Source organism: Brevibacillus fluminis, from assembly GCF_052072235.1.
In the GTDB taxonomy this organism is placed as follows: Bacteria; Bacillota; Bacilli; order Brevibacillales; family Brevibacillaceae; genus Brevibacillus_D; species Brevibacillus_D fluminis_A.
On record NZ_CM125436.1, the window covers coordinates 4,027,162 to 4,050,460 of the forward strand.

Below are 23,299 nucleotides of genomic sequence, written 5' to 3' on the forward strand. Positions count from 1 at the left end.
GGTTTTCGGGCCATGTATACAAGAGAAAGTGGGTCATATATGAAAATACGGTTTCCAATTTGCCCAACATTTGTTTGTGCACCAAAAAATCCCTCTCTCCTTCTCTATTAATTTATAAATGTGGCGTACTATTTACTCCGATCGTTTCCCATGTATATGAAGCCGGGTCATAGGCCAATTTGGTGATGCCGGTATTGTCCAACCTGGTGATGCCCGTCCCCATCGTTCCGTTGGAGATGCGGTATAAAAAGGAGTTGATATACCCACCATGCGAAACGACGGCAATCGTCTCATCCGTATGGTTTTGCACCAACTCGGACAAGCAAGAAAAAGCGCGATCTTGGATCGCGTCCACGGATTCGATGCCCAAAAGCGATTCATCGTCACCTGCCTGCTGCATCCGTTCCCTTACTTCTTCGTAAGAGAGTCCTTCCAATTCTCCGTAGCTGCGTTCACGCAAACGAACAAGCGCCTCTAGCGGGCTCCCTGTCGCTTGTGACAGCCGGAAAGCCGTATCATAGGCGCGCTTGAGATCACTCGAATAAATTTTGTTGAAGCGTTCGCGGGCCAGAAATGCCGCCAGTTTGTCGGCTTGTTCCAGGCCAATCGCGTTCAATTGCACATCGCTATGCCCTTGAATCCGCCGCTCTTTATTCCAGTCGGTTTCTCCGTGGCGAATCAAGTATAGGATGGTACCCATTTCTCTTAAAGCCCCCTCGAATTGACTCGATTGCTTCTATTATAGTGGATATTTGCACAACACGCCACAATCTTTGTAAAACACTGTCAGTTACCAATCATCAGATTTATCCCTGTCCTTGAAACGAATGCCAGACACGCGTCGTCAAATGGTTCAGAAGAAGAAGTTTCCACAAGATCCTAAGGAGGATAACCGATGAACCCCATGATGAAACGTTCTTTATTCCTGCTTTTGACCGCTTCCCTGCTCGCACCGGCAAGCGTGTTCGCAGCTCAGCCAGCGGCGAGCCCTTCGGCAATCAAAGCGATTGCGGCCTCTGAAGTCGCGGCTCAAGCAGCCAACGCCAAATTATCGAAGGATGCCGCCTACCAAAAAGCGCTTGTCTTTGCGAAGCTTCCAGACGGCATGAAGCTGGATAATACGTATTTTCGGTCAGGTGACGCCTGGCGCTCCTTCCCGGAATGGACTTTTTCCTGGAGCAAAACGAAAGGCGACGATGGCGGTTCGCTGTACATCACCGTATCGGTCGACGCGAATACCGGCGGCCTGACCATCTACTCCCGCAGCACCGATCGGGACAGCGTCAGCACAACGAAAATAAGCCGGGAGGCCGCGCAGAAAAAAGCGGATCAGTTCCTCAAGCAAGCGAACGCGCAAAAAGCAGAATTCGTCAAGCTGTACGACCGCGACCTGGCCGCACAAAAGCCGCCGCTTGGCGTCACCGTCTTCCACAATTTCCATTATGTCCGCTATGTGGACGGCATCCCGTTCCCGGATAACGGCGTCGATATCACCGTGGACGGCAGCGGCATGATCACCAGCTACAGCCTCAACTGGTCCGATTCCGTCAATTTCGCGAAATCAGGCGATCTGATCGATGCAAAAGCGGCATTGGCGGCATTCAAGACAGGCACGAAAGCGAAAATGGCGTACTTGCTGCCGTGGGAGAATCAAAATCAGGACAATCAGAAGCCTGTCCTCGTCTACCGCAATCCGTTCCTCAACTATTTGGATGCCAAGACAGGCAAGCTGGTCAATTCCTCGTTGAAAGAATGGAAAGAGACAGAGCCGGAAGCCGTGAGCGAAAGCAAGCTGCCTGCCCTCCATTCCGGCAGCCAGATGACACAGGACGAGGCATACGCGTTTGCGCAAAAGATTTTGCCGCTCTCCGGGTACCAACTGCGCAACGCCAGCTACAATGAATCCAGCTATCGCGGCAACCGTCCCGTCTGGAACCTGCAGCTGGAAAAAAAAGATAAGAACGCCGATGCGCGCCAAGCGTACTGCGAAATCGATGCGCTCTCCGGAGATGTCCTTTCGTTTAGCAACGATGTGCATGCCATGCTTTCGGAAAAAGCCGGCACCGTTTCGAGCAGCAAAACGGCCAGCCTGAAAAAAGCGGCGCTGGACACGTTGCGGAAATGGTCGCCGACCTATGCCTCCGATCTCTATTATGTCGATGGGAACAATGGGGATAACGGCAAAAATCCGGGCGGCTCCAACGCTTCCTATTATCAGTTCCAGCGCTTCGTCAACGGCGTACAGGCTGCTTCCGGCGGAGCCAGCGTAACGATCGACAACGAAACGGGCGAAGTCACTTCCTATTATGTAAATGTCGGGTCGGAATCGTATCCGAAAGCATTGCCGGATCACATCTCTGCCGATCAGGCCACGGATGCGTGGCTGAAAGAGGCCGAGCCGGAACTCGTGTACATCAGCGAGCCGATCGCGCCGGAAGAGCAGAAAAAAGCGGACGGCGCGGAACCGCGCAACGCGAAGCTGGTATATCGCATGAGCGTCACGCCTGCGGACGATTCGTACGTCCTCGACGCGGCAAGCGGCGGATGGATTGCCGAATCCACAGGCAAACCGTATACGCTCCATCGCGAAACGCCTACCGACATTGCGGGCAACCCTGCGGAAGACGCCCTGCTGCTCATGTACCAATACGACGCGATCTCGATCAAGGACGGCAAACTGATGCCGGAACTGCCGATTTCGCGCGGCGAAATGATCGACATGCTGATCATCACGCTCAACCAGGGGAAAATTTCGCCATTGGCTTATGAATCCCGCGCCGCATCGTATGCCGATGTTGCCAAGTCGTCCCGATACTTCGCCTCTGTCGAAAATGCCGTTGACCGCGGACTGCTCGACAAGAGCGCCAAAAATTTGAACCCTGACCAAAAAATCACGCGTGCGGAATTGGCCGACATGCTTGTCCGCGCACTGGGCTACCGCCAGCTCGCCAGCTACAACGACATGTTCACGACCAAGCTGACCGACATCGCCAACAACAAGCTGCGCGGCCCGATCATCATCATTCATTCGCTCGGGATCATGCCTGCCGAACAAAACCTGTTCAAGCCGGATGAAGAAGTATCCCGTGCGGATGCAGCGCTCGCCTTCTCCCGTTTCCTGGAAAAACGAGCGGAATTGGTAGAAAAACAAAACCTGAATCGCTAGTCATGCATCATTCTCCTTGACACAGCCTATGCCGCCAATATACTATAAAGTGTATGTGTTATAGGGTAGCAATGATTGTAGGTAAAAACGGAAGGTGACCCTCTTTGTTTTGTCCCTTACAGACAGCGGCTGAAGCTCTGTGAGGAGCACGATGCGGAAATGCTACCGTCCGATGGTCGTGTAGATAAAGACGAGACAAGCCTTGCGGAAGTAAACACCTGCGAATCCAATTTAAAGGAGAATGAAAACATGTCACGTTACACAGGTCCTGCTCACAAACTGGCCCGTCGTCTGGGTATCTCCCTCGATGGTACAGGAAAAGACATTAAACGCAACTTCCCACCGGGACAACACGGTCACAACAACCGTCGCAAAATGAGCGAATACGGTATCCAATTGCAAGAAAAACAAAAACTGCGCCATATGTTTGGTGTGAACGAAAAACAATTCCGCCGCACATTCGACCAGTCCGCTAAAATGGCTGGCGTACACGGTGAAAACTTCATGAAATTGCTGGAATCCCGTTTGGATAACGTGGTATACCGCATGGGCTTCGCTTCTACCCGTCGCCAATCCCGCCAATTGGTAAACCATGGTCACTTCTTGGTAAACGGTAAAAAGGTTAACATTCCTTCCTACCGCGTACAACCAGGTGACGTAATCAGCCTGCGTGAAAAATCCCGCAACCTGCAAGTTGTGAAGGAAGCAATCGAATCCCGCAACTTCTTGCCAAACTACATCACGTTCAACGACAGCGCGCTGGAAGGTACTTTCACTCGCTTGCCAGACCGTGAAGAAATGCCTGCAGAAATCAACGAGAAACTGATCGTTGAGTACTACAGCCGTTAATAACGACAAAGGGTTGGAGCCATCCGGTTCCAACCCTTTTTTACCCCCGTTATCTCGACTCCTTGCACCCCCTGGGCGTTAGGCTAAACATGCAATCGCTTCGATCTCCACCTGCGCATCGCGCGGCAACCGCGCAACTATCACATTCCGCAATCACTTCGAAGTTGGTTGACGAAACCAATAACAAACATTATACTTTACAAAGTATTTTATATAGAGTTGTTTTTTAGAGAGGAGTATTCCCGCTATGACTTCCCAACAGACGAAGCTCGTCTTTTCCCTCTGCTTTGCCGTCCTTTTCGCCGTCATGAGCGGAACCATGTTCAACGTCGCATTGCCGCAAATCGCCAAAGACTACAGCTTGCTGCCGACGCAGGTCAGCTGGGTTGTGGTCGGCTACGGCGTTATTTTCGCGATCGGCTCGGTTACATACGGCAAGCTCGCCGACTTGTTCCCGGTTCGCCGTTTGATCGTGGTCGGGCTCAGCATTTTTTGCCTCGGGTCGATCTGCGGCTTTTTCGCTGGCCATTACGGCTTCGTGATTGCAGCCAGGCTCATTCAAGCAAGCGGTGCGGCGGCTGTCCCGGCATTATCCATGATCGTCGCCACCAAATATTTTCCACCTGAAAAGCGCGGCCATGTGCTCGGTTACGTCTCGTCGACCGTCGCGCTGGGCATGGGGGTCGGTCCGATCTTGAGCGGTCTCGTCACCCAGTTTCTCGGCTGGAGCTACCTGTTTCTCATTCCGGTCATCAGCCTTTTCGCCCTGCCGCTCTTGCAGAAAACGTTGCCGGCGGAGAAACCGGCCAGCGGCGGCAGCTTTGATGCGCTCGGTGCCGTGCTGCTCGCTTCCGGAATCGCTTCCCTCCTGCTCGGTCTCAATGTCAGCGGATGGTTTTTCCTGGCGGGCGTCATCTTGCTGGCCTTGTTTGTTGTGCAAATTCGCCGCAGCCCCTCCCCGTTTGTCCAGGTTCGGCTGCTCGCCAACAAACCGTATCGCCTGCTCTTGTTCATCGGGATGCTGCTCTATTTCTGCCTCAGCTCCGCGCTGTTTTTGCTGCCGCTTCTCTTGAAGGAAGCGAACGGGCTGCAAGCCGGCTCGATCGGGCTGGTCCTGTTCCCGGGGGCGATTCTCACCGCCATCCTCGGCTCCCATTTCGGCAAGCTGTCGGACCGCTTCGGCAGCCCTGCGATCATGCGCGGAGCCGTCCTGGTGATGAGCCTGGCGTTTGCGGCTCTGTCGACCATCATCGGTTTTTCGCCCGTCTGGATCGGTGTTTTCATCGCATTCGTCAACCTGAGCTTTTCCGCGATCCAGTCGTCGCTCGGCAGCTATGTCTCCCGCCCGCTTGACCGTTCGGAAATGGGCGTCGGCATGGGACTCTTCAATTTGAGCACGTTTTTGGGCAACGCGATCGGGCCTGCTTTGGCCAGCCGGTTTCTGGAATTGGAAACTGCCCGGTGGAACCTGCTCACAACGTCCCCGTACCACTCCTTTTCCAACGCGTTCCTCCTTCTGGTCGCCGTGGCGCTCAGCTCCTTGCTGGTGCTTGCGATCGTCCAGCTTCATATGCGCGGCGGCAAGAGAGCCGCACGCCAGCAAAAAGAAACGCTCCCGACGTAATGTCAGGAGCGTTTTTGCTGCTCCCTTTTAACTATGCCTGATTTTTCTACTTATGGTATAATGGGGTCGATTCTTGTAGGAGGTTGTTCGCATATGCCAAACACGAATTCGCCTGCCTCGTCGGATACTCCCGGTAAAAAGAGGCGGCGCAGAAGCAAAAAAGCGACTTTTTTCCTGGTCCTTCAGCTTCTGCTACTTTTCGGATTCATGTCCGTATTGCTTGCGGGCGGTGTCGTGACAGGCTATGTCGCCGCGCTGGTAAAAGACGAGCCGGTGCGCAGTTACGACGAGATTCACACCAAGATTTTCAGCAATGACTTGACAGGTTTCGCCTACTACAACGACGGGACGCTGATCGGCCAGCTGCGTACCCCCGATGAAGACCGGCGCTTGGTCAAGAAGTCTGAAGTGTCGCCTTATTTGATCAATGCAATCATCGCAACGGAAGATAAAACCTTTTATGAACATCACGGCGTATCGCTGCAATCCACGCTACGCGGCGCATATCAGGAGTTCACCAATCAGCCGGTCGTCACCGGGGGAAGCACGTTGACGCAGCAGCTGATCAAGAACACGATCCTGAACGCAGATGTCAACCACAAGCGTAAGGCCAAAGAGATTTTCAACGCGCTGCGGATTGAACGGATGTTTTCCAAGGATCAGATTCTGGAAGCGTACATGAACGAGATTTATTTCGGTCACAGCGCCAACCGCACCAACATTTACGGGGTGCAGGCGGCGGCGAAAGGGATTTTCAACAAGGATGTAAAAGATCTGGATCTTAGCGAGGCTTCCTATCTGGCCGGGATGATTCAAAACCCCGGTTCGTATTCCCCGTTTTCGACGGAAGGATACAAACGCGGAAAAGAGCGGCAAAAAATGGTTCTCGACCGCATGATGGAAAACGGATACATCACGAAAGCGCAGTATGACGAGGCGTCGGGAGCCAACCTGCAAGCGAATTTGGCCAAGCCGGAGCGCAAGGCTTACTCCGAATTCCCTTACCTGATGATGGATATTGAGCAGCGCGCTGCAAAAGCTTTGCTGGATGCCCAGCTCGCATCGGAAGGAAAAGACAAGGATGAAATCGGCAAGACGGAATACCGGCGGATGCTCGACTTGAAAAGCCGCGAAGTGTTGCGCAGCGGCTACAAGATTTACACTACGGTCGACAAAGATTTGAACAAAATGATGCAGGACATCGCGTCCGATCCGAAAAACTTCGCCAAAAACGCCACCTACACCAATGCCAACGGAAAACGGATCGAAAACGCGCTGGAAGAAGTCGGTTCGATGCTGATCCAGAACAAAACGGGGGCCATCCTCGGCATGATGGGCGGACGGGATTTCAGCGTGGAACAGACAAACCATACGACCGCTCCGCGCCAGCCCGGTTCCGCGATGAAGCCGCTGGCTGCCTATGGGCCTGCTTTTGAACTCGGCTACCTGCAGCCCGGGTCGCCGATCGACGACTCCCCGCTCGCGCTGCCGGACGGGCAAAAAGGCGTCCATCTGCCGCAAAACTGGGATTTTAAATACCACGGGATGATCAGCGCGAGAGAAGCGCTGCGGCAATCGTGGAACGTGCCGGCCATTCGTGCCTATATGAAAGTGGGCATTCCGACCGCGCTCGATTATGTGAAGAAAATGGGCGTGACCACGCTGGTGGAGGACGATGATCATGCAACGACCGGCGTTATCGGCGGGTTGACGTACGGGCTGACGGTTGAGGAGATTACCAATGCCTACGCGACTTTTGCCAATCATGGTTCCTTCATCGATGCCTACATGATCGACCGGATCGAAGACAGCTCCGGCAATGTGATCTTCAAGCACGAGATCAAGCCGGAACCGGTCTTCAGCGAGGAAACCGCGTACTTGATGACCGACATGATGCGGACCGTCGTCGACTCCGGTACAGGTGCCGGCGTGCGCAAATACATTACCCGCGGCATCGACATCGCGGGCAAGACCGGTACCACCAACAGCGACAATGACGCCTGGTTCGTCGCCTATACGCCAGAGGTCACACTGGGTGTCTGGACAGGCTATGACGAGCCCCACCGCGTCCCCAATTCCCGACGTCCGATCGAGATCTGGGGAAAAGTCATGCAGAACGTCATGAAGATGAAGCCCGATCTGTCGGGTAAAAATGAAAAGTTTCAAAAGCCGCGGAATGTCGTCACGGCGACGATCGACAGCAAATCAGGGCTCTTGCCAAGCGAGCTTTCCAAGGAAGCGAAGCACACGATCACCGATTTGTTCAACCGCCAGTTCGTGCCGACGAAAGTGGATGACACGCATCAGAAGGCACGCGTCGTCACCATCGACGAGACGCGCTATCTGGCAAAAGACGGCACGCCCGACGAATTCGTGGAGGAAGGCATTTTCTTCAAACCGCCGGATACGCAGCAGCTGACCGCCGCTCAAATCGCCGCACTGAACAAGAAGGCGGGAACGAAACCGGCCGACTGGGCGGAGCGGATGCCAACCGAAACCGACCCGCGGACCGAGGTGCCAGGCGCTCCTGCCGCTCCCGGCAATGTCACGGCGGGCAAAGGCGAGAAAGGCGTGCACATCTCCTGGCAGCCGGGCAGCGAAACCGATTTGCTAGGCTATCGGCTGTACCGCGCCAGCGCTGACCATGGCTTTGAAAAGCTCGCCGTCATCAAAGACCCGAAAGCAGGCGGCTACGATGACGCGACGGCAAAAGCCTCGGGCACGTACGGCTACTACCTCACCTCCGTCGACATCACCGGAGCGGAATCCCCGCCATCGCCGGTTGCCTCACTCGGGACGAGCACGGTCTGGGAATATCCGATTCCCGGCGAAACGACGCCAAACAGCGGGACAGACACGAACAGCCAGCCTGGCACACAGCCGGGCATCGATCCGAATCAGCCTGGCCCACCGACTGAACCGACGGATACCAACACCAATGCCAACGGGCTGCCGTCCACGCCGAAGAGCCTGTCGATCAAGAAAACCGGCACCGGCTTCGCGCTGAAATGGAAGGCGAATGCCGGCTCGGAGCAAGTGATCGCCTACAACATTTATTACAGCCTGGACCCGGCCAATGGCTTCCAGCTGCTCGATACGACGGTTGGCACCACCTACGTGCACAGCACGTCGGAGAAAAACGGATGGTATTATGTCAGCGCGGTCAACAGCAACGGAGAGTCGCCGCAATCGGCGAGCGTCAATGCCGCGCAGGCCGAGTAAAGCTCATCTGGCATGACCAAACTAAAACGGAGACAAGCAGACGCCTGTCTCCGTTTTTTGTTTCAAATTCTCCTCATTCTCTCTGCCCTTTTTGTTACTAGGTTCGCTATAATAACCGTAGAAGAAGATGCGAAAGAGGTGGATCAACAGCGATGATTCACACCAAGCGATATTATTGCAACACATACGAGGCAGGCGGGCGCGAACTGATCATTGAAGGTCCGGTAGAGCCACAGCGACTCGCCGCCATGACGTTTGATGAAGGTCTCAAGGCTTTCCGTGTCCCGGAGGAACAGCAAAAAGCATTGGTCGAAATCGCCGAATTGCCGGAGGGTCGGATCATCATCGCCCGGGACGGAGATTTGGTGCTAGGCTATGTGACGTTTCTTCACCCTGATCCGATGGAACGATGGTCAGAGGCCAAGATGGAAGATTTGCTGGAGCTGGGCGCGATCGAGGTCAGCCATAAAGTTCGCGCAGCTGGCGTGGGCAAGGCGATGCTTATGCTGGCCTATCTCGACGACGCGATGGAAGATTACATCGTGATCAGCACGGAATATTACTGGCACTGGGACTTGAAAGGCACGGGTCTCGACGTATGGGGGTACCGCAAAATCATGGAAAAAGTGATGGGCAGCATCGGCATGGTCTGGATGGCGACCGATGATCCGGAGATTTGTTCCCATCCCGCCAACTGTTTGATGGCCCGCATTGGCAAGCGCGTGCCAAACGAAAGCATCATGCGTTTTGACCAGGTGAGATTTCAAAATCGATTTATGTATTAGGAAGCGGAGAGGAGTTTTTTCCATGCGTTTGGTTGAAATTATGCGTCCGAATCCGAAAATCGTGACACCGGCAAGCACCATCGGGGAAGCGTTCCGGCTTTTGCGGGAAAACCGCATCCGCCATCTGCCCGTGATTGATCAAGGAAAGCTCGTCGGCATCGTCTCGGACCGCGATCTGCGCGATGCGCTGCCGTCCTCCTTATTAAACCATGAGGATGACGAGATGGTTTTTTCCCGCCCCGTAACCGAAATCATGAAGCATGAGGTGATCACCGGTCATCCGCTCGACTTTTTGGAAGATGCGGCCAAAACGGTCTACATGCACAAAGTCGGCTGCTTGCCGATCGTCGAAGGGGACGAACTGGTCGGGATCATCACCGAATCCGATATTTTCCACAGTTTGGTGGAACTGTTCGGCGTCAATCGCCCCAGCTCCCATATCGAGGTCGAGGTGGAGGACCGTGTGGGCGTGCTCGCTGAAGTCAGCAACGTGTTTCGCGATGCCCAGACGAATGTGACCTCGGTCATTGTCTATCCTTGCCGTGTTCCGACCCGCAAGCTGCTGGTCTTCCGCGTGCAAACGATCGATCCGCGCAATGTGCTGCAGCTTTTGAAAGAACGAGGCTTCCATGTTGTCGCCCCCATCGATGAGGGGGGACCTTTATCTTGAGCCAGCAATCCCGCTTCATTTATTCGCCTGAATACGCGACCTACTATTTTCACGCGGACCATCCTTTCAACCAGAAGCGGCTGATTTTGACTCACGATCTCATGCAGGCATACGGGCTGATCGATGAAGCGCAGATCGTCCAGCCGCGCTATGCGACAGACGATGAACTCACACTGGTCCACGACCGCAAATTCATCGATACCGTCCGCGCGCAAGGACACAGCGACAGCGAATTGCCCCAGGCGCCCAGCTACGGGCTGGGCACGGAGGATGTCCCGTGCTTTCCCAAGATGCATGAAGCGACTTCCCTGATCGTTGGCGGGACGCTGCAAGCGGCAGACATCGTGATGAACGGACAAGCGTCGCATGCCTTTAACCCTGCCGGCGGCTTGCACCACGCGTTTCGCGGGCGAGCGTCCGGCTTTTGCATCTACAACGACTGCTCCGTCGCCATCGCCTATTTGCGCAAGCATTGGGACGCACGCGTTCTCTATATCGATACCGATGCCCATCATGGCGACGGCGTGCAATGGGCTTTTTATGACGATCCCAACGTGCTGACCCTGTCCATTCATGAGACGGGCAAATATTTGTTTCCGGGCACCGGCGATTTGAGCGAGCGCGGTGATGGAGTCGGCTACGGCTACTCCGTGAATGTTCCGCTGGAAGCGTTTACGGAGGACGACTCTTTTCTGGAAGTGTACAACGCGCTCATTCCGCAAATCGCCCGGGGGTTCAAGCCTGACGTGATCCTGACGCAAAACGGCTGCGATGCACACGCTTATGACCCGCTGACACATCTGTCTTGCACGATGCGCATCTATCAGGAGATTCCACGGCTGGCACATGAACTCGCCCATGAGCTGTGCGGCGGGCGCTGGATTGCGGTCGGGGGCGGCGGCTACGATATTTACCGCGTCGTCCCGCGCGCCTGGACGCTCTTGTGGAGCGAAATGACCGATCGGCCCTTGTCCGATGGCCCGCTTCCGCTAGCGTGGACGAGCAAATGGAGCGGGGATAGCGAATTGCCTCTCCCCACCCATCTGTTTGACGACGTGCACCCCTTCCCGCCGATTCCCCGGCGCGCCGAGATCACCGAAAAAAATCGCGTGATCATGGAGCGCGCTTTGATGTATGCGCCATTGGGATGATTGTTGACACCCATCGTCACGCGTACGAACCAGCCCTCTTATGGCTGGTTCTTTGTTTGAACGTTTGACCATTTGAAAAAAAGAAGCGAAAGGAGACCATGCTTTGTCTACCACTCCTCATGATTTCGCCCCTTATCCCGACATCGACCGCCGCGCACTGGTCGGCGATTGCGAAAATTGCTTTGGCCTGTGCTGTGTCGCGCTGCCTTTCGCGGCTTCCTCCGACTTCGCGGTGGATAAACACGCCGGACAGCCTTGTACCAACCTGCAGGCCGACTACCGTTGCGGCGTGCATCCCCGCTTGCGGCAAATCGGCTTTCGCGGATGCACGGTGTACGACTGTTTCGGGGCGGGGCAAACCGTCTCCCAATCGACGTTTCGCGGCAAAGACTGGCGCGATCATCCCGATACCGCGAAGCAAATGTTCGAGGTATTCCCAATCATGTGGCATCTCCACGAACTGCTCTGGTATGTGAGCGAAGCGCTGACACTGCCCGCTGCCCGTCCGATTTATGATGAGCTGCGCTCCGCACTCGCCGAAACAAAGCGGCTTACCCAGCAGCCACCTGACAAGCTGGCGAAAACGGATGTCGCGGCGCACCGCGCGGAAGTGAACCAGCTGCTATTGCGAACCAGCGAGCTTGTCCGCGCGAATGCCGGCCGGGAGCAAAAGGAGCGGCGCGGCCTCAAGAAGCCGATCGGCCGGGGAGCCGACCTGATCGGCGCCAATCTCAAAGGGGCTGACTTGCGCGGCGCCAACCTGCGCGGCGCGTATTTGATCGCCGCTGATTTGCGAAGCGCTGACCTGCGCGCGGCTGACCTCATCGGCGCTGATTTGCGCGATGCGAACCTGTGCGGCGCCGATCTCACCGACAGCCTGTTTCTTACGCAAGCCCAGCTCAATTCAGCAAAGGGCGATGCACGCACAAAGCTGCCGTCCGCCCTCACGCGTCCGGCACACTGGTCGGCCTAGCTGCGCACATCGATTAGAAGTAAAAAAAGGCACCCCGCTCTCGTTGGCAGGGTGCCTCTCGTTTTCCCTTATTGTGCGCCAGCGATCAGCTTGTTCAACTCATCGGGCACGAAACCTTTGACCGCCTTGCCGTCGATGACCGTCACCGGCACGCCCAGGAAGCCGAATTTTTCCACCTCGTCGCGGAATTCGGCGCTGGTCATGACATCGCGAACCTCGAACGGAATGCCTTGCGTCGTCAGCATTTGCTTGACCATGTCGCACTCGATGCAGCCTTTCGTGGAATACACAATCGCTTGTTTGCTCATTTATCGCTTCAGTCCTTTCAGCATTTCCATCACTATCTCATAAGATCGCCGGGATGCCAAGTGCGTGAACTCCGCGAAGTTTACATGAGCCGAACCGTCCGCTTTGTCCGACATGGAACGGACGATCACAAACGGCACATCGTTCATCGCGCTGACCTGTGCGACCGCCGCCCCTTCCATCTCGATGCAATCGCCACGGAACGTCTCGTACAGGGCCGCGACTCTCGACGGGTCCGCGACGAATTGGTCACCGGTCAAAATCCGCCCGCTGATGACGCGATGGTCACCGGTCACCTTGGCAGACGCTTGCATCGCCAGTTCCACCAGCTTGCCTTCCGCCTCCCATGTCCATTTGTCCGCATACGGAATCTGCCCGGGCGCAAACCCGAGGGCAGTCACATCCATATCTTGCTGGATGCAATCGGTCGAAACGACGATATCGCCGATGTTCAGCTCCGGATTGACGGCGCCCGCAACCCCTGTGAAAATGATCGACTCCACTTCAAAGCGGTCGATCAGGATTTGCGTGCAAACGCTTGCGTTTACTTTGCCAACCCCCGACTTCACCAGCACGATGTCATGGCCGTCCAGCTGTCCCGTATAATACGTGATGCCCGCCTTGCTTACCGTGTCGGTTGTCCCCATCTTTTCCAAATAAAGCGCAATTTCCTCGTCCATTGCGCCGATGATGCCAATACGCATTCTTTTTTCCTCCTGTTGAAAAGCCGGGCTTGTGCTCGTGTTACCCATTGCCCTGGCTGTATGTACTGCGGCTCAGTAACGAATCGCTTTTCGTAAACCGCATGCGAAAAGGTGGCCCCGCCAAACGATTGGCGGAGCCGTGGTGGTTGTCGCGCATGTTCCGCTTACTGCGGGCGCGTGCTTTGTCTGTACTCAATGCGGTGCGGCAGGAGGACGACATGCTCCTCGACATGCTCGTTGTTCATGTACTTGGTCAAAAGGCGCATCGCCACAGCGCCGATGTCATACATCGGCTGCACGACGGTGGACAGCTTCGGCCGCACCATTTCCGCGAGGCGGATGTTGTCATGACCGATGATCTCGATATCGCCCGGCACGGATTTGCCCGCATCCTGGATCGCATGGATGGCGCCGATCGCCACTTCATCGTTGGCCGCAAACACAGCCGTCGGCGGGTTGTCCAGTTTCAAAAACTCGTTCATGTTGCGCAAGCCGGTCTCATACCAGTAGCTGCCGCTGCGGACCAACTCTTCATCCAGCGCGATACCGGAATCCGCAAGCGCTTGCTTGTACCCTTCAAAGCGGAGCAGGCCGCCCAATGGATCGGTTTTTGGCCCGGACAAGATGGCCACACGCTTGTGGCCGCGATCGATCAATGCTTTGGTCGCGTCATACGCTGCCTGGAAATGGTCGATGGTGACGGACGGCAAAATGTTGTCGGCATCGCGCGTCGCGGCCAGTACGACCGGAACCGCAGCCGTCGACAACGTTTGCAAATGGTCTTCCTTGATCTCGGAGCCGAGGAACAACAGCCCGTCCACCTGCTTTTCCAGCAGCGTGTTGATCAATTGCAGCTCTTTTTCCAACCGGTTGTCCGAGTTGCACAAAATGATGTTGTACTTGTACATCGTCGCAATATCTTCAATCCCGCGCGCCAGCTCGGAGAAAAACAGGCTGGAGATGTCGGGGATGATGACGCCGACCGTAGTCGTCTTTTTGCTCGCCAGCCCCCGTGCGACTGCATTGGGGCGATAGCCGAGACGTTCGATTGCCGCCAGCACTTTTTTGCGCGTGGTCGGCTTTACATTTGGGTTGCCATTTACGACACGGGAAACTGTGGCCATCGAGACGCCTGCTTCCCTCGCTACATCATAGATTGTGATGGGCATCGCGAAACACTCGCTTTCACCTTAAACTTTTGTTTTCATACATTTTCATAGTTACTTTTACAATACCCCAAGAGTGAAACAAAAAACAAGCCTTCCTTTGGAAGGAAGGCCTGTTTTTCCATGCGCTGTTCTCAATTTCGACCAATTAGCGAGCAGCAACCGGGATTTCTTGTTTGTAAAGACCGGAAGCAAGCAGATCATCCACCATTTTGTTGAATTGCGGAATGTTCAGCTGCTGTTTGGCATCGGAGAGAGCAACATCCGGATCAGGATGCACTTCCACCATGATACCGTCGGAACCAACGGCAAGCCCTGCTTTGGCACATGGCAACAGCAGGTCGCGGCGACCCGTCGAGTGCGTGACGTCAACGAATACCGGCAAGTGCGTTTCTTGTTTGAGCAATGGCACAGCGGAAATATCCAGCGTGTTGCGCGTCGCTTTTTCGTATGTGCGGATACCGCGCTCGCACAGCATGACCTGGCTGTTGCCCTCGGACAGGATGTACTCTGCCGCGTAGATGAACTCTTCGATCGTCGCAGCCAGACCGCGCTTGAGCAAAACCGGATGGCCCAGACGGCCTGCCGCTTTCAGCAGCTCGAAGTTTTGCATGTTGCGCGCACCGATTTGGATCACGTCAACGTATTGCGCTGCCAGCTCCAGATCGGATGGCGTTACGATTTCGCTGATGGTAACGAGATTGAACTCGTCGCCGATGCGTTTTAGGATTTCCAGACCTTCTACACCGAGGCCCTGGAAGTCATATGGAGATGTACGCGGCTTGTACGCGCCGCCGCGCAGTGTGCGCAGACCGCGTTTTACGTGGTTTTCCGCCACCTCTCTCACTTGCTCGTAGCTCTCTACCGAGCAAGGGCCCGCAATGAGGATCGGGGATGCGCCGCCGAACTCCACGCCTTTGATCGTGATGACCGTGTCTTCCGCTTTCTTTTTGCGGCTGACCAGCAGCACTTTTTTGTTGTCGCTCTTTTGCAGGTCAAGCGATGCCTGGAAAATCTGCTTGAACAGATGGCGAACTGCATCGTCAGTGAAAGGACCGTTATTGTTTTCGACCAGCAGGTTCAGCATTTCGCGCTCACGCTCTGGATCGAAGCGGTTGATGCCCTGCTTCAGTTTTTCTTGTCCGATTTCTTGAACCAGTCCAGCACGTTTGTTCATCAGTTCAAGAATTTGCAGGTTAATCTCATCTACCTGTTTGCGCAGGATTTCTACTTGATCTTGGCTCATCTTGATTCTCCACCTCTCCTATATTGCCCAACCATAGCAACGCGACCATCGGGCTCGTCGACTTTCTTTCGCGTAAAGTTAGGGACTATTATAATTGATGAAAATTCCTTTGTCAGCATTTTAGCACCAAAAAGCGCGAAAGTGAATTGTAAAAATATTTGTAACGTTTACAAGGGAAAATCAGGAACAGTTTGCCCGTTATTTCGACAGGATTCTCTCTGGGCAAAGTAGAATTAGTATACCATATAAACAGAAAGCAACACTAGCTCGTAAGGAGTGACCCCCGCCTTGTCACAGGAAGCAAATGCTGGTAAGCAGGATCTCATCTTTTCATTGGATATAGGAACAAGAAGTGTCGTCGGTCTGATTGTCGAACCTGTGGGTGACAAATTTCGCGTCGTCGACTGCTGCATTCAGGAGCATGACGAGCGTTCCATGCTGGATGGACAAATTCACGATGTCGTGGCGGTTGCCCGCGTCATCGATAAGATCAAGCAAACATTGGAAGCAAGCCACGGTCCGCTCGCAAAAGTCGCCGTCGCCGCTGCCGGACGATCCTTGCGCACACGCCGGGTCAGCGTCGAGATCGACATTCGCCACAAGGCGTTTCTCTCCCGCGAGGATGTGATCACACTGGAGTTTTCCGCCGTGCAGGAGGCGCAAAGCCAGCTTGCCATCGAGTTGAACGAGACGGATGTGACGCGCTACTATTGCGTCGGCTACAGCGTCGTCCATTATTTCCTCGACGGTGAAATGATCGGCAGCCTGATCGACCAGCGCGGCGAGACTGCCCGCGTCGATGTCATCGCCACCTTTTTGCCGCGCGTCGTCGTGGATTCGCTGCTCGCGGCCTTAAAGCGCTGCGATCTGGAAATGCAGGCGCTGACGCTGGAGCCGATCGCCGCGATCAACGTGCTGATCCCCGTCACCATGCGCCGCCTGAACATCGCGCTGGTCGACATCGGGGCCGGAACGTCCGACGTGGCATTGACGGAAGAAGGCGCGATTACCGCCTACGGCATGGTTCCCGTTGCCGGCGACGAAATTACCGATGCGCTGATGAACGCCTTTTTGATCGATTTTCCGATGGCTGAGGAAGTCAAGCGCAAGCTCGCGACAGAAAGTCCGATTCCGTTCACCGACATTCTGGGGCTTGAGCATCTGCTTTCCGCCGAGGAGATTATCGCCGCCATCGATCCGGAAATCGAGCGGCTCGCGGGCAAGATCGCGGACAAGATCATGGAGTTGAACGGCAAATCGCCGCAAGCGGTCATGCTGATCGGGGGCGGCAGCCTGACGCCGCGCCTGCCGGAAAAAGTCGCCGCTTTGCTGAACATGCCGGCACAGCGCGTCGCCGTCCGCGGCGCCGATGCGATCGCCCAGCATGTCGGGACGCACCCGCTTTTAAACGGCCCGGAATTCGTGACGCCCGTCGGCATTGCGGTTGCGGCGCGGCGCCATCCGATCAAATACGTCACCGTGACAGTCAACGAGTCTGTGCTGCGCATTTTTGACCTGCGCAAAATGACTTTGGGCGACGCCGTGCTGGCAGCCGGTTTGGACGTCCGCCGCCTGTACGGCCGTCCCGGCCTCGCCATGACGCTGACGGTCAACGGCCGGATGAAGATCATCCCGGGCGGCCACGGCACGCCGCCTGTGATTATGAAAAACAATGAGCCGGTCGGACTCGACGCTCCGATTGCCGATGGCGATGCCATCATCGTCGTGCCCGGTGAAAACGGACAGCAGGCAAGCGCCTGTGTCAAAGATTTGCTTGATGTGATCGACACGCTCGATGTTTCCTACAATGATCAGCCCGTTTCATTGGAGCCGCTCGTCCTGGTCAACGGAACGGCGCAGCCGCTTGATTATCCTGTAGCCGACCGCGATGAGGTGATTGTCCGCCTGCGCAATACCGTCGATGAAGTGCTTGCCGCTCTTGCGCAAACCGGTGCAACGACGGCAGCGCCACCGCCGCTGGAGGGCAGCTTGCTGGCTTTCTCCCTCAATGGGCACGACTATACGGTCCCGCTCCAGGAAAGCCAGCTGTTCGTTAACGGCCAGCTGGCATCGGGAACGACCCGCGTCCGTACAGGCGACAAAATCGTCCATCGCGTAACGGAGCTGCCAGCGCCGACGATTCAAGACGTGATCCCTTTGGAAGACTGGGTCCAGGAAGAGCTTAAAGTCGTTTTCAACGGACAGCCTGTGACGATCAAAACCGCGTCGGTTTCCATTACGATGGATGGCGAACCGGCCACGGCCGACCAAACGGTCAAGCCGGATGCCGTGATCACCGTGAAAACGACAGTCGGGGCCGCTCCCGTTTTCAATGACGTTTTCCGCTATGTTGACGTATCTCTCACACAGCCTGCAAGCGATGGCATCGCCAAGCTGATCATGCTGGTCAACGGTGAGCCCGCCACCTTCCAAACGGAAATCAAAAGCGGGGACAAGCTTGAGCTGTACTGGGAATCATGAGGAACAAAAAAAACGGCTTCACCGTACAGACGGGAAGCCGTTTTTTTCTATGAAAACCTGTGCGATTCGTCGCGCTCCTGCTCCTTGCGCGGAACGAATTGGAAAATCTCGTGCGATTCCATCGTATCGATCAGTCGCAGCAGCCAATCGTAGTAATCGAGGCCGTTGCGAATCAATGTCAAGCTCCGCTCCGTCGCCTCCCGCTTCTCTTCCGGAAAATCCGGCTTGGCCAAAAGCGCGACCAGTTCATTCTCCGACTTTTTCAATGCATGCGCATTCCCTTCCGCGGCATTCCGCCATTTCAAGGAAAAGAAATCAATGAAATTTTGATACCAATCAGATGTCACTTCATAATGGTCTTTCCGCGTCCCCTTCATCCAAATCTTGGAGACCATATTCAGATCCATCAATGTGCGAACGCCGGTACTCATGCTGGTTTTGCTCATCCCCAAGGCAGAGCCCATTTCATCTAGGGTCATCGCTTTGTCCTGAAACAGCAGTGTTCCATACAAAAAGCCGGTTGATGTGGTAATTCCGTACAGGTCCATGTTTTTGGCCAACGCCTCCACGACCCGTTGTTCTGCTTTTCTGATTGCTTCCTCATATTTTGGTTCCATGGTCGAAACGCATTCCCCTAGTTCAAATTCATTACTCTCACTATACCGTTCAAGGCGAAAAAAGTAAATATGACCGATCGTACAGCATATACAAGGATTACGGAGTATTCGGCAAGAAAAGTACGTAAAGTTTTTTCTGAACGTAAATTACAAACGTTTTTCCCCGATTTCCAGCTTTGTGGGAAAAATCGATCTTCGTTACAATGGGGGTCAATCGTTTTGACCAACGAACTGGAGGTGAACGCATGGCTAAACTTGTCGTAGAAGGTTTATCCAAAATCTTCGGACCGAAACCGATGCGTGCGATTTCTTATTTGACAAAGGGCAGCAGCAAGGCGGAAATTTTACAGGAAACCGGCCTGACTGTGGGCGTGAATCGCGTCTCCTTTTCCGTGCAGGAGGGAGAAATTTTCGTCATCATGGGTCTGTCCGGCAGCGGGAAGTCGACCTTGATTCGTCTGCTCAACCGCCTGATCGAGCCAACCGATGGAAAAATTCTCATCGATCAGCAAGACATCGCTTCGATGAGCACGGATGAGCTGCAGCAGGTGCGACGCAAAAAAATGGGCATGGTGTTCCAATCATTCGCCCTGTTCCCCCACCGCACCGTTTTGCAAAATGTGGAATACGGCCTGGAAGTTCAAGGGGTGGCCAAAAGCGAGCGCGAGGCAAAAGGAAAAGAAGCGCTTGCCCTAGTCGGGCTTGCCGGCTGGGAAAACCATTATCCGACCGAGCTTTCCGGCGGGATGCAGCAGCGCGTAGGCTTGGCCCGCGCACTCGCCAACTCGCCCGACATCTTGCTGATGGACGAAGCGTTCAGCGCGCTTGACCCGCTGATTCGCAAAGACATGCAGGATGAGCTGCTGGAACTGCAATCCACCATGAAAAAAACGATCTTGTTCATTACGCACGATCTGGATGAAGCGTTGAAGCTGGGCGATCGCATCGCATTGATGAAAGATGGGGAGATCGTGCAAATCGGCTCTCCGGAGGACATCATGACCAATCCTGCCAACGATTATGTGGCACGCTTTGTCGAGGACGTGGACCGGTCCAAAATTTTGTCTGCCAGCCATGTCATGAAGCGGCCTGAGACGATCACCCCTGACCGGGGGCCGCGCGTCGCCCTGCAGTTGATGCGGGAGCGCGGGGTGTCCACGCTGTATGTCGTCGATAAGCGCAAAAAGCTGCTCGGCGTAGTTACTGCCGATGGTGCGACACAAGCGCGCGATCAGGAGCTGACCTTGGAAGCGGTTATGCTGCGCGACACGCCTGCCGTCTCCCCTGATACGCTCGTAAACGAGCTGTTCGACCTGCTGGCTACCTCCTCCATACCTGTTGCCGTCATCGGCGATGAGGGACGCTTGCTGGGTGTCGTCGTCAAAGGCTCCGTGCTGGGCGGATTGGCTGGCAATTTGCCGCTTCCCGCGACACCGCAGACTACTGAAACCGAGGTGAACGCCTTTGAATAATCTCACGACAAAACTGCCGCTTGACCATTGGGTAGAAGCATTCGTGCAATTTTTGGATGATCATTTGGGCGGATTGTTTGATTGCATCTCGTTTGTCATCGACAGCCTGGCCGGCTTTTTTACCGCACTCCTGACGATTGCCCCCGCCTGGCTGCTGATCGCATTGCTGACGCTCGTCGCCTACCGCGTCGGCAAATGGCGCATGTCTCTCTTCACGCTGGCGGGCCTCTTGCTCATCGATAATTTGGGCTACTGGGCACACACGATGGATACGCTCGCACTCGTCTTGACGGCTGCCTTGATTTCCGTCGTCATCGGGATTCCGACCGGGATTTGGTGTGCCCGGAGCAACAGCGTCCAGAATGTCGTCACGCCGCTCTTGGACTTCATGCAGACGATGCCCGCGTTTGTGTATTTGATTCCGGCGATCTTTTTCTTTGGACTGGGGAAAGTCCCCGGCGTGATCGCCTCCGTCATTTTCGCGATGCCCCCGACGATCCGTCTGACGAATCTGGGGATTCGCCAAGTGCCGAAAGAATTGATCGAAGCCGCCGATGCCTTCGGCTCCACCGCCGGGCAAAAGCTGATCAAAGTCCAGTTTCCGCTCGCCAAGCCGACCATCATGGCGGGCGTCAATCAAAGCATCATGCTGGCATTATCCATGGTTGTCATTTCTTCCATGATCGGTGCAAAAGGTTTGGGCGCAGACGTCTATCGTGCCGTTACGCAAATCAAGATCGGTACCGGCTTTGAAGCGGGTATCGCCATCGTGATCGTCGCCATTTTGCTGGATCGATTCACACATGGATTTCAGACTGTCTTTAAAAAGTAAGACCGGCCACACCGCCTTATCAAAAATCGAGAGAATGAAGGAGCGATTCGCCATGAAAAAGACCAAACCGTTGTTGCTCGCGCTTAGCATGTTTGCCGGTTTCGGCGTGCTTGCAGCGGCTTGCTCGCCAGCTGCGCAGCCGTCTTCCCCCTCTGCACCCACCGAGGCGTCCGGCAGCGTCGGGGAACAAGTTGACCATAAAATCATCGGGATCGATCCTGGTGCCGGCCTGATGAACGCAACCGAAAAAGCGATCAAGGAATATGGCCTGGATGACTATGAGCTGGTGGAAGGCTCCAGTGCCGCGATGACCGCCGCGCTTGCGGAAAGTTATAAAAACAAAAAGCCGATCGTCATCACCGGCTGGACACCCCACTGGATGTTCTCCAAATACGACCTGAAATATTTGAAAGACCCGAAAGGCGTATACGGCAAAGATGAAGAGATCCACACCATCGTCAGAAAAGGGCTGAAAGAACAGCTGCCGTCCGCCTATGCCTTCCTCGACAAGTTCGAATGGCAGCCGGCGGATATGGAAAAGGTGATGCTTGCGGTTACGGATGGAAAGTCGCCTGAGGACGCTGCTGCGGACTGGGTCGCGCAAAATGGGGACAAAGTGAACAAGTGGGTGGAAGGAATCGCCCCTGAGCCTGGCAAGAAAATTTCATTGGCTTATGTCGCCTGGGATTCGGAAATCGCCAGCACCAACGTCGTCAAAACCGTGCTTGAGCAAAAATTGAAGTACACGGTGGAAATGAACCAGGTCGAGGCTGGCCCGATGTGGGTAGGTGTGGCGAATGGCGATGCCGATGCCATGGTCGCAGCTTGGCTGCCGACGACACATGCGGATTATGCAGAAAAGCTGAAGGGACAGTATGAAGACCTCGGTCCGAACCTGAAAGGGACAAAGCTCGGTCTCGTCGTTCCGACCTACATGAACATCGACTCGATTGAAGACTTGAAAAAATAAGGCATGCCACAGAGAAACGGCATCACCTGCGAGTTGATGATCCAGCCTGCAAACTAGGCAGCACGCACTCCCTGATCAAGGGGGCACGGTTAACGCACACAAAAAAGACGAGAACCTCCCGAACGGGTGCTCTCGTCTTTTTTTGTGCCTGTTTGGCGTACGTTTACGCGTTTACAGCTTCCCCAATCGCCTGTTTGGTGATTTTCCAGTGGGATGTATGCCACTTCACTTCACCATTGTCGAGCAGGAAAATTTGCGGGGATTCGTGTTTGATGCCGAAGCGGCTCTCCACCTCGTTGGAAACCGGCCGATCCTCGCGAACGAGAATCATCGCTGCCGGAATGTCGGCGTCCTGCAAGTACGCCTGGTACTCGTCATGAGCCGCCGTGCTGATCGGGCAAACCGTGCTGTGCTTGAACAGCAGCCGCTTTCCGCCTTCACCGATAAACTGGTCCAATTCCTCGATGCTATGTAGTTGTTTCATCATCCAGGCTCCTTTCGCATGTATCGCTCTTCTCCCCCACTATAACGCAAAAGGTCGACGCGATGCCAGCCGCGAAGTGCTTTCGGTGATCTGAAAAGCATCCACTGGGGTAAGAAAAAGACGCCTTTTCACAGGGAGGTCGCCTCTTTCTTTCCACACAACAAGACTACACGATCTGTACCAGCCTGTTCCGAATCTCCGTGCACCATCTTTCGTCGCCAAGCGATTGTGCGAGGAGGAACAGATCGAGCAGTTCATTTACGCGATTTTCTACCACCGTACGGACAGCGGTCTCTTGACTTGTTTCCGTTTGATCAGCAACATATACGAGAAGATGGGATAATTCCGAAATCTGTTCGAACTCAATCTCTTGCTGTCTCGGGGTTGGGCCAAGCTCTTTCATTAACTGTTTCAAATCTTCTTTAATCATCTCAACCACCTGCGAATGTGAACATTCATAATCGCCGCACACATGTACCGGCACGTTGTAGATCTTCACGCGTTTCCGATACACGACATTGCGCAACATGATTGTCATTTCACTTCCACAGCGGCTGCATTTCTTCAGCATGAATGTTTTC

General features: G+C 54.8%; 20 protein-coding genes. 12 read left to right on the plus strand and 8 right to left on the minus strand.

The genetic code is table 11. The annotated features are described in order from the left end of the window. Window positions 1–112 precede the first annotated feature (112 nt). On the minus strand, window positions 113–700 hold the full coding sequence (locus tag ACTID9_RS20070) for a histidine phosphatase family protein (RefSeq protein ID WP_441066655.1): 588 nt from the start codon (window positions 698–700) through the stop codon (window positions 113–115). A gap of 195 nt (window positions 701–895) precedes the next feature. Here ACTID9_RS20070 and ACTID9_RS20075 point away from each other — a divergent pair, with 195 nt between their 5' ends. From ACTID9_RS20075 to ACTID9_RS20110, 8 genes are all read left to right on the plus strand, one after another. Then, a complete protein-coding gene (locus ACTID9_RS20075; RefSeq protein ID WP_441066656.1) occupies window positions 896–3,166 on the plus strand; it encodes a YcdB/YcdC domain-containing protein in 2,271 nt (756 codons plus the stop codon). A gap of 249 nt (window positions 3,167–3,415) precedes the next feature. Then, window positions 3,416–4,015 (plus strand): 30S ribosomal protein S4, encoded by a 600-nt coding sequence (gene rpsD, locus ACTID9_RS20080; RefSeq protein ID WP_441066657.1) that lies wholly within the window; start codon window positions 3,416–3,418, stop codon window positions 4,013–4,015. A gap of 247 nt (window positions 4,016–4,262) precedes the next feature. Next, entirely contained in the window at window positions 4,263–5,639 is a 1,377-nt protein-coding gene (locus ACTID9_RS20085; protein ID WP_441066658.1) for an MFS transporter, read from the plus strand. 93 nt (window positions 5,640–5,732) lie between these two features. Further along, on the plus strand, window positions 5,733–8,861 hold the full coding sequence (locus tag ACTID9_RS20090; RefSeq protein WP_441066659.1) for a transglycosylase domain-containing protein: 3,129 nt from the start codon (window positions 5,733–5,735) through the stop codon (window positions 8,859–8,861). A 152-nt stretch (window positions 8,862–9,013) separates the two neighbouring features. Further along, window positions 9,014–9,646: an N-acetyltransferase gene (locus ACTID9_RS20095; protein ID WP_441066660.1), complete on the plus strand. Its 633-nt coding sequence runs from the start codon at window positions 9,014–9,016 to the stop codon at window positions 9,644–9,646. 22 nt (window positions 9,647–9,668) lie between these two features. After that, entirely contained in the window at window positions 9,669–10,316 is a 648-nt protein-coding gene (locus ACTID9_RS20100; protein ID WP_441066661.1) for a CBS and ACT domain-containing protein, read from the plus strand. Beyond that, entirely contained in the window at window positions 10,313–11,467 is a 1,155-nt protein-coding gene (locus tag ACTID9_RS20105) for an acetoin utilization protein AcuC (protein ID WP_441066662.1), read from the plus strand. Before ACTID9_RS20100 ends, ACTID9_RS20105 begins: the two co-directional genes overlap by 4 nt. Before the next feature lie 103 nt (window positions 11,468–11,570). After that, the gene (locus ACTID9_RS20110) at window positions 11,571–12,440 is read left to right on the plus strand and encodes a pentapeptide repeat-containing protein (RefSeq protein ID WP_441066663.1); all 870 of its coding nucleotides are present in this window, start codon (window positions 11,571–11,573) and stop codon (window positions 12,438–12,440) included. 68 nt (window positions 12,441–12,508) lie between these two features. Here the strand turns inward: ACTID9_RS20110 and ACTID9_RS20115 are convergent, their stop codons facing one another. The 4 genes from ACTID9_RS20115 to ACTID9_RS20130 form a co-directional block, all read right to left on the minus strand. Further along, window positions 12,509–12,748 carry a glutaredoxin family protein gene (locus ACTID9_RS20115; RefSeq protein WP_441066664.1) on the minus strand — a complete coding sequence of 80 codons (240 nt, stop codon included), beginning with the start codon at window positions 12,746–12,748 and terminating at the stop codon, window positions 12,509–12,511. Continuing rightward, window positions 12,749–13,450 carry a 5'-methylthioadenosine/adenosylhomocysteine nucleosidase gene (locus ACTID9_RS20120; RefSeq protein WP_441066665.1) on the minus strand — a complete coding sequence of 234 codons (702 nt, stop codon included), beginning with the start codon at window positions 13,448–13,450 and terminating at the stop codon, window positions 12,749–12,751. 164 nt (window positions 13,451–13,614) lie between these two features. Next, on the minus strand, window positions 13,615–14,619 hold the full coding sequence (gene ccpA, locus ACTID9_RS20125) for a catabolite control protein A (RefSeq protein WP_441066666.1): 1,005 nt from the start codon (window positions 14,617–14,619) through the stop codon (window positions 13,615–13,617). A 145-nt stretch (window positions 14,620–14,764) separates the two neighbouring features. Next, complete coding sequence (locus ACTID9_RS20130) at window positions 14,765–15,862, minus strand: bifunctional 3-deoxy-7-phosphoheptulonate synthase/chorismate mutase (protein WP_441066667.1); 1,098 nt, start codon at window positions 15,860–15,862, stop codon at window positions 14,765–14,767. A 288-nt stretch (window positions 15,863–16,150) separates the two neighbouring features. Here ACTID9_RS20130 and ACTID9_RS20135 point away from each other — a divergent pair, with 288 nt between their 5' ends. Then, entirely contained in the window at window positions 16,151–18,343 is a 2,193-nt protein-coding gene (locus ACTID9_RS20135) for a cell division FtsA domain-containing protein (protein ID WP_441066668.1), read from the plus strand. A gap of 47 nt (window positions 18,344–18,390) precedes the next feature. Here ACTID9_RS20135 and ACTID9_RS20140 read toward each other — a convergent pair whose 3' ends face one another. Then, window positions 18,391–18,960 carry a GbsR/MarR family transcriptional regulator gene (locus ACTID9_RS20140; protein ID WP_441066669.1) on the minus strand — a complete coding sequence of 190 codons (570 nt, stop codon included), beginning with the start codon at window positions 18,958–18,960 and terminating at the stop codon, window positions 18,391–18,393. A gap of 245 nt (window positions 18,961–19,205) precedes the next feature. Between ACTID9_RS20140 and ACTID9_RS20145 the strand changes: the two genes are divergently transcribed. From ACTID9_RS20145 to ACTID9_RS20155, 3 genes are read left to right on the plus strand one after another with little or no spacing between them, the layout of a single operon-like run. After that, on the plus strand, window positions 19,206–20,432 hold the full coding sequence (locus ACTID9_RS20145; protein ID WP_441066670.1) for a quaternary amine ABC transporter ATP-binding protein: 1,227 nt from the start codon (window positions 19,206–19,208) through the stop codon (window positions 20,430–20,432). Further along, the gene (locus ACTID9_RS20150) at window positions 20,425–21,264 is read left to right on the plus strand and encodes an ABC transporter permease (protein WP_441066671.1); all 840 of its coding nucleotides are present in this window, start codon (window positions 20,425–20,427) and stop codon (window positions 21,262–21,264) included. The genes ACTID9_RS20145 and ACTID9_RS20150 overlap by 8 nt, the downstream gene beginning before the upstream one ends. Window positions 21,265–21,316: 52 nt before the next feature. Further along, entirely contained in the window at window positions 21,317–22,234 is a 918-nt protein-coding gene (locus ACTID9_RS20155; protein WP_441066672.1) for a glycine betaine ABC transporter substrate-binding protein, read from the plus strand. 163 nt (window positions 22,235–22,397) lie between these two features. Here ACTID9_RS20155 and ytxJ read toward each other — a convergent pair whose 3' ends face one another. Both ytxJ and ACTID9_RS20165 read right to left on the minus strand, forming a co-directional pair. Continuing rightward, window positions 22,398–22,718, minus strand: coding sequence for a bacillithiol system redox-active protein YtxJ (gene ytxJ / locus ACTID9_RS20160; protein WP_441066673.1), 321 nt, complete (start codon window positions 22,716–22,718; stop codon window positions 22,398–22,400). Between the two features lie 166 nt (window positions 22,719–22,884). Next, window positions 22,885–23,289, minus strand: coding sequence for a hypothetical protein (locus ACTID9_RS20165; protein ID WP_441066674.1), 405 nt, complete (start codon window positions 23,287–23,289; stop codon window positions 22,885–22,887). Window positions 23,290–23,299 lie beyond the last annotated feature (10 nt).

Excerpts from the sequence above, each read along its gene's own strand:
- ACTID9_RS20115 (WP_441066664.1), bottom strand. The coding sequence starts at position 12,748 with ATGAGCAAACAAGCGATTGTGTATTCCACGAAAGGCTGCATCGAGTGC.
- ACTID9_RS20165 (WP_441066674.1), bottom strand. The coding sequence starts at position 23,289 with ATGCTGAAGAAATGCAGCCGCTGTGGAAGTGAAATGACAATCATGTTG.
- ACTID9_RS20140 (WP_441066669.1), bottom strand. The coding sequence starts at position 18,960 with ATGGAACCAAAATATGAGGAAGCAATCAGAAAAGCAGAACAACGGGTC.
- ccpA (WP_441066666.1), bottom strand. The coding sequence starts at position 14,619 with ATGCCCATCACAATCTATGATGTAGCGAGGGAAGCAGGCGTCTCGATG.
- ACTID9_RS20145 (WP_441066670.1), top strand. The coding sequence starts at position 19,206 with ATGGCTAAACTTGTCGTAGAAGGTTTATCCAAAATCTTCGGACCGAAA.
- ACTID9_RS20085 (WP_441066658.1), top strand. The coding sequence starts at position 4,263 with ATGACTTCCCAACAGACGAAGCTCGTCTTTTCCCTCTGCTTTGCCGTC.
- ACTID9_RS20100 (WP_441066661.1), top strand. The coding sequence starts at position 9,669 with ATGCGTTTGGTTGAAATTATGCGTCCGAATCCGAAAATCGTGACACCG.
- ytxJ (WP_441066673.1), bottom strand. The coding sequence starts at position 22,718 with ATGAAACAACTACATAGCATCGAGGAATTGGACCAGTTTATCGGTGAA.
- ACTID9_RS20155 (WP_441066672.1), top strand. The coding sequence starts at position 21,317 with ATGAAAAAGACCAAACCGTTGTTGCTCGCGCTTAGCATGTTTGCCGGT.
- ACTID9_RS20130 (WP_441066667.1), bottom strand. The coding sequence starts at position 15,862 with ATGAGCCAAGATCAAGTAGAAATCCTGCGCAAACAGGTAGATGAGATT.
- ACTID9_RS20090 (WP_441066659.1), top strand. The coding sequence starts at position 5,733 with ATGCCAAACACGAATTCGCCTGCCTCGTCGGATACTCCCGGTAAAAAG.
- ACTID9_RS20070 (WP_441066655.1), bottom strand. The coding sequence starts at position 700 with ATGGGTACCATCCTATACTTGATTCGCCACGGAGAAACCGACTGGAAT.
- ACTID9_RS20120 (WP_441066665.1), bottom strand. The coding sequence starts at position 13,450 with ATGCGTATTGGCATCATCGGCGCAATGGACGAGGAAATTGCGCTTTAT.
- ACTID9_RS20075 (WP_441066656.1), top strand. The coding sequence starts at position 896 with ATGAACCCCATGATGAAACGTTCTTTATTCCTGCTTTTGACCGCTTCC.
- ACTID9_RS20095 (WP_441066660.1), top strand. The coding sequence starts at position 9,014 with ATGATTCACACCAAGCGATATTATTGCAACACATACGAGGCAGGCGGG.
- rpsD (WP_441066657.1), top strand. The coding sequence starts at position 3,416 with ATGTCACGTTACACAGGTCCTGCTCACAAACTGGCCCGTCGTCTGGGT.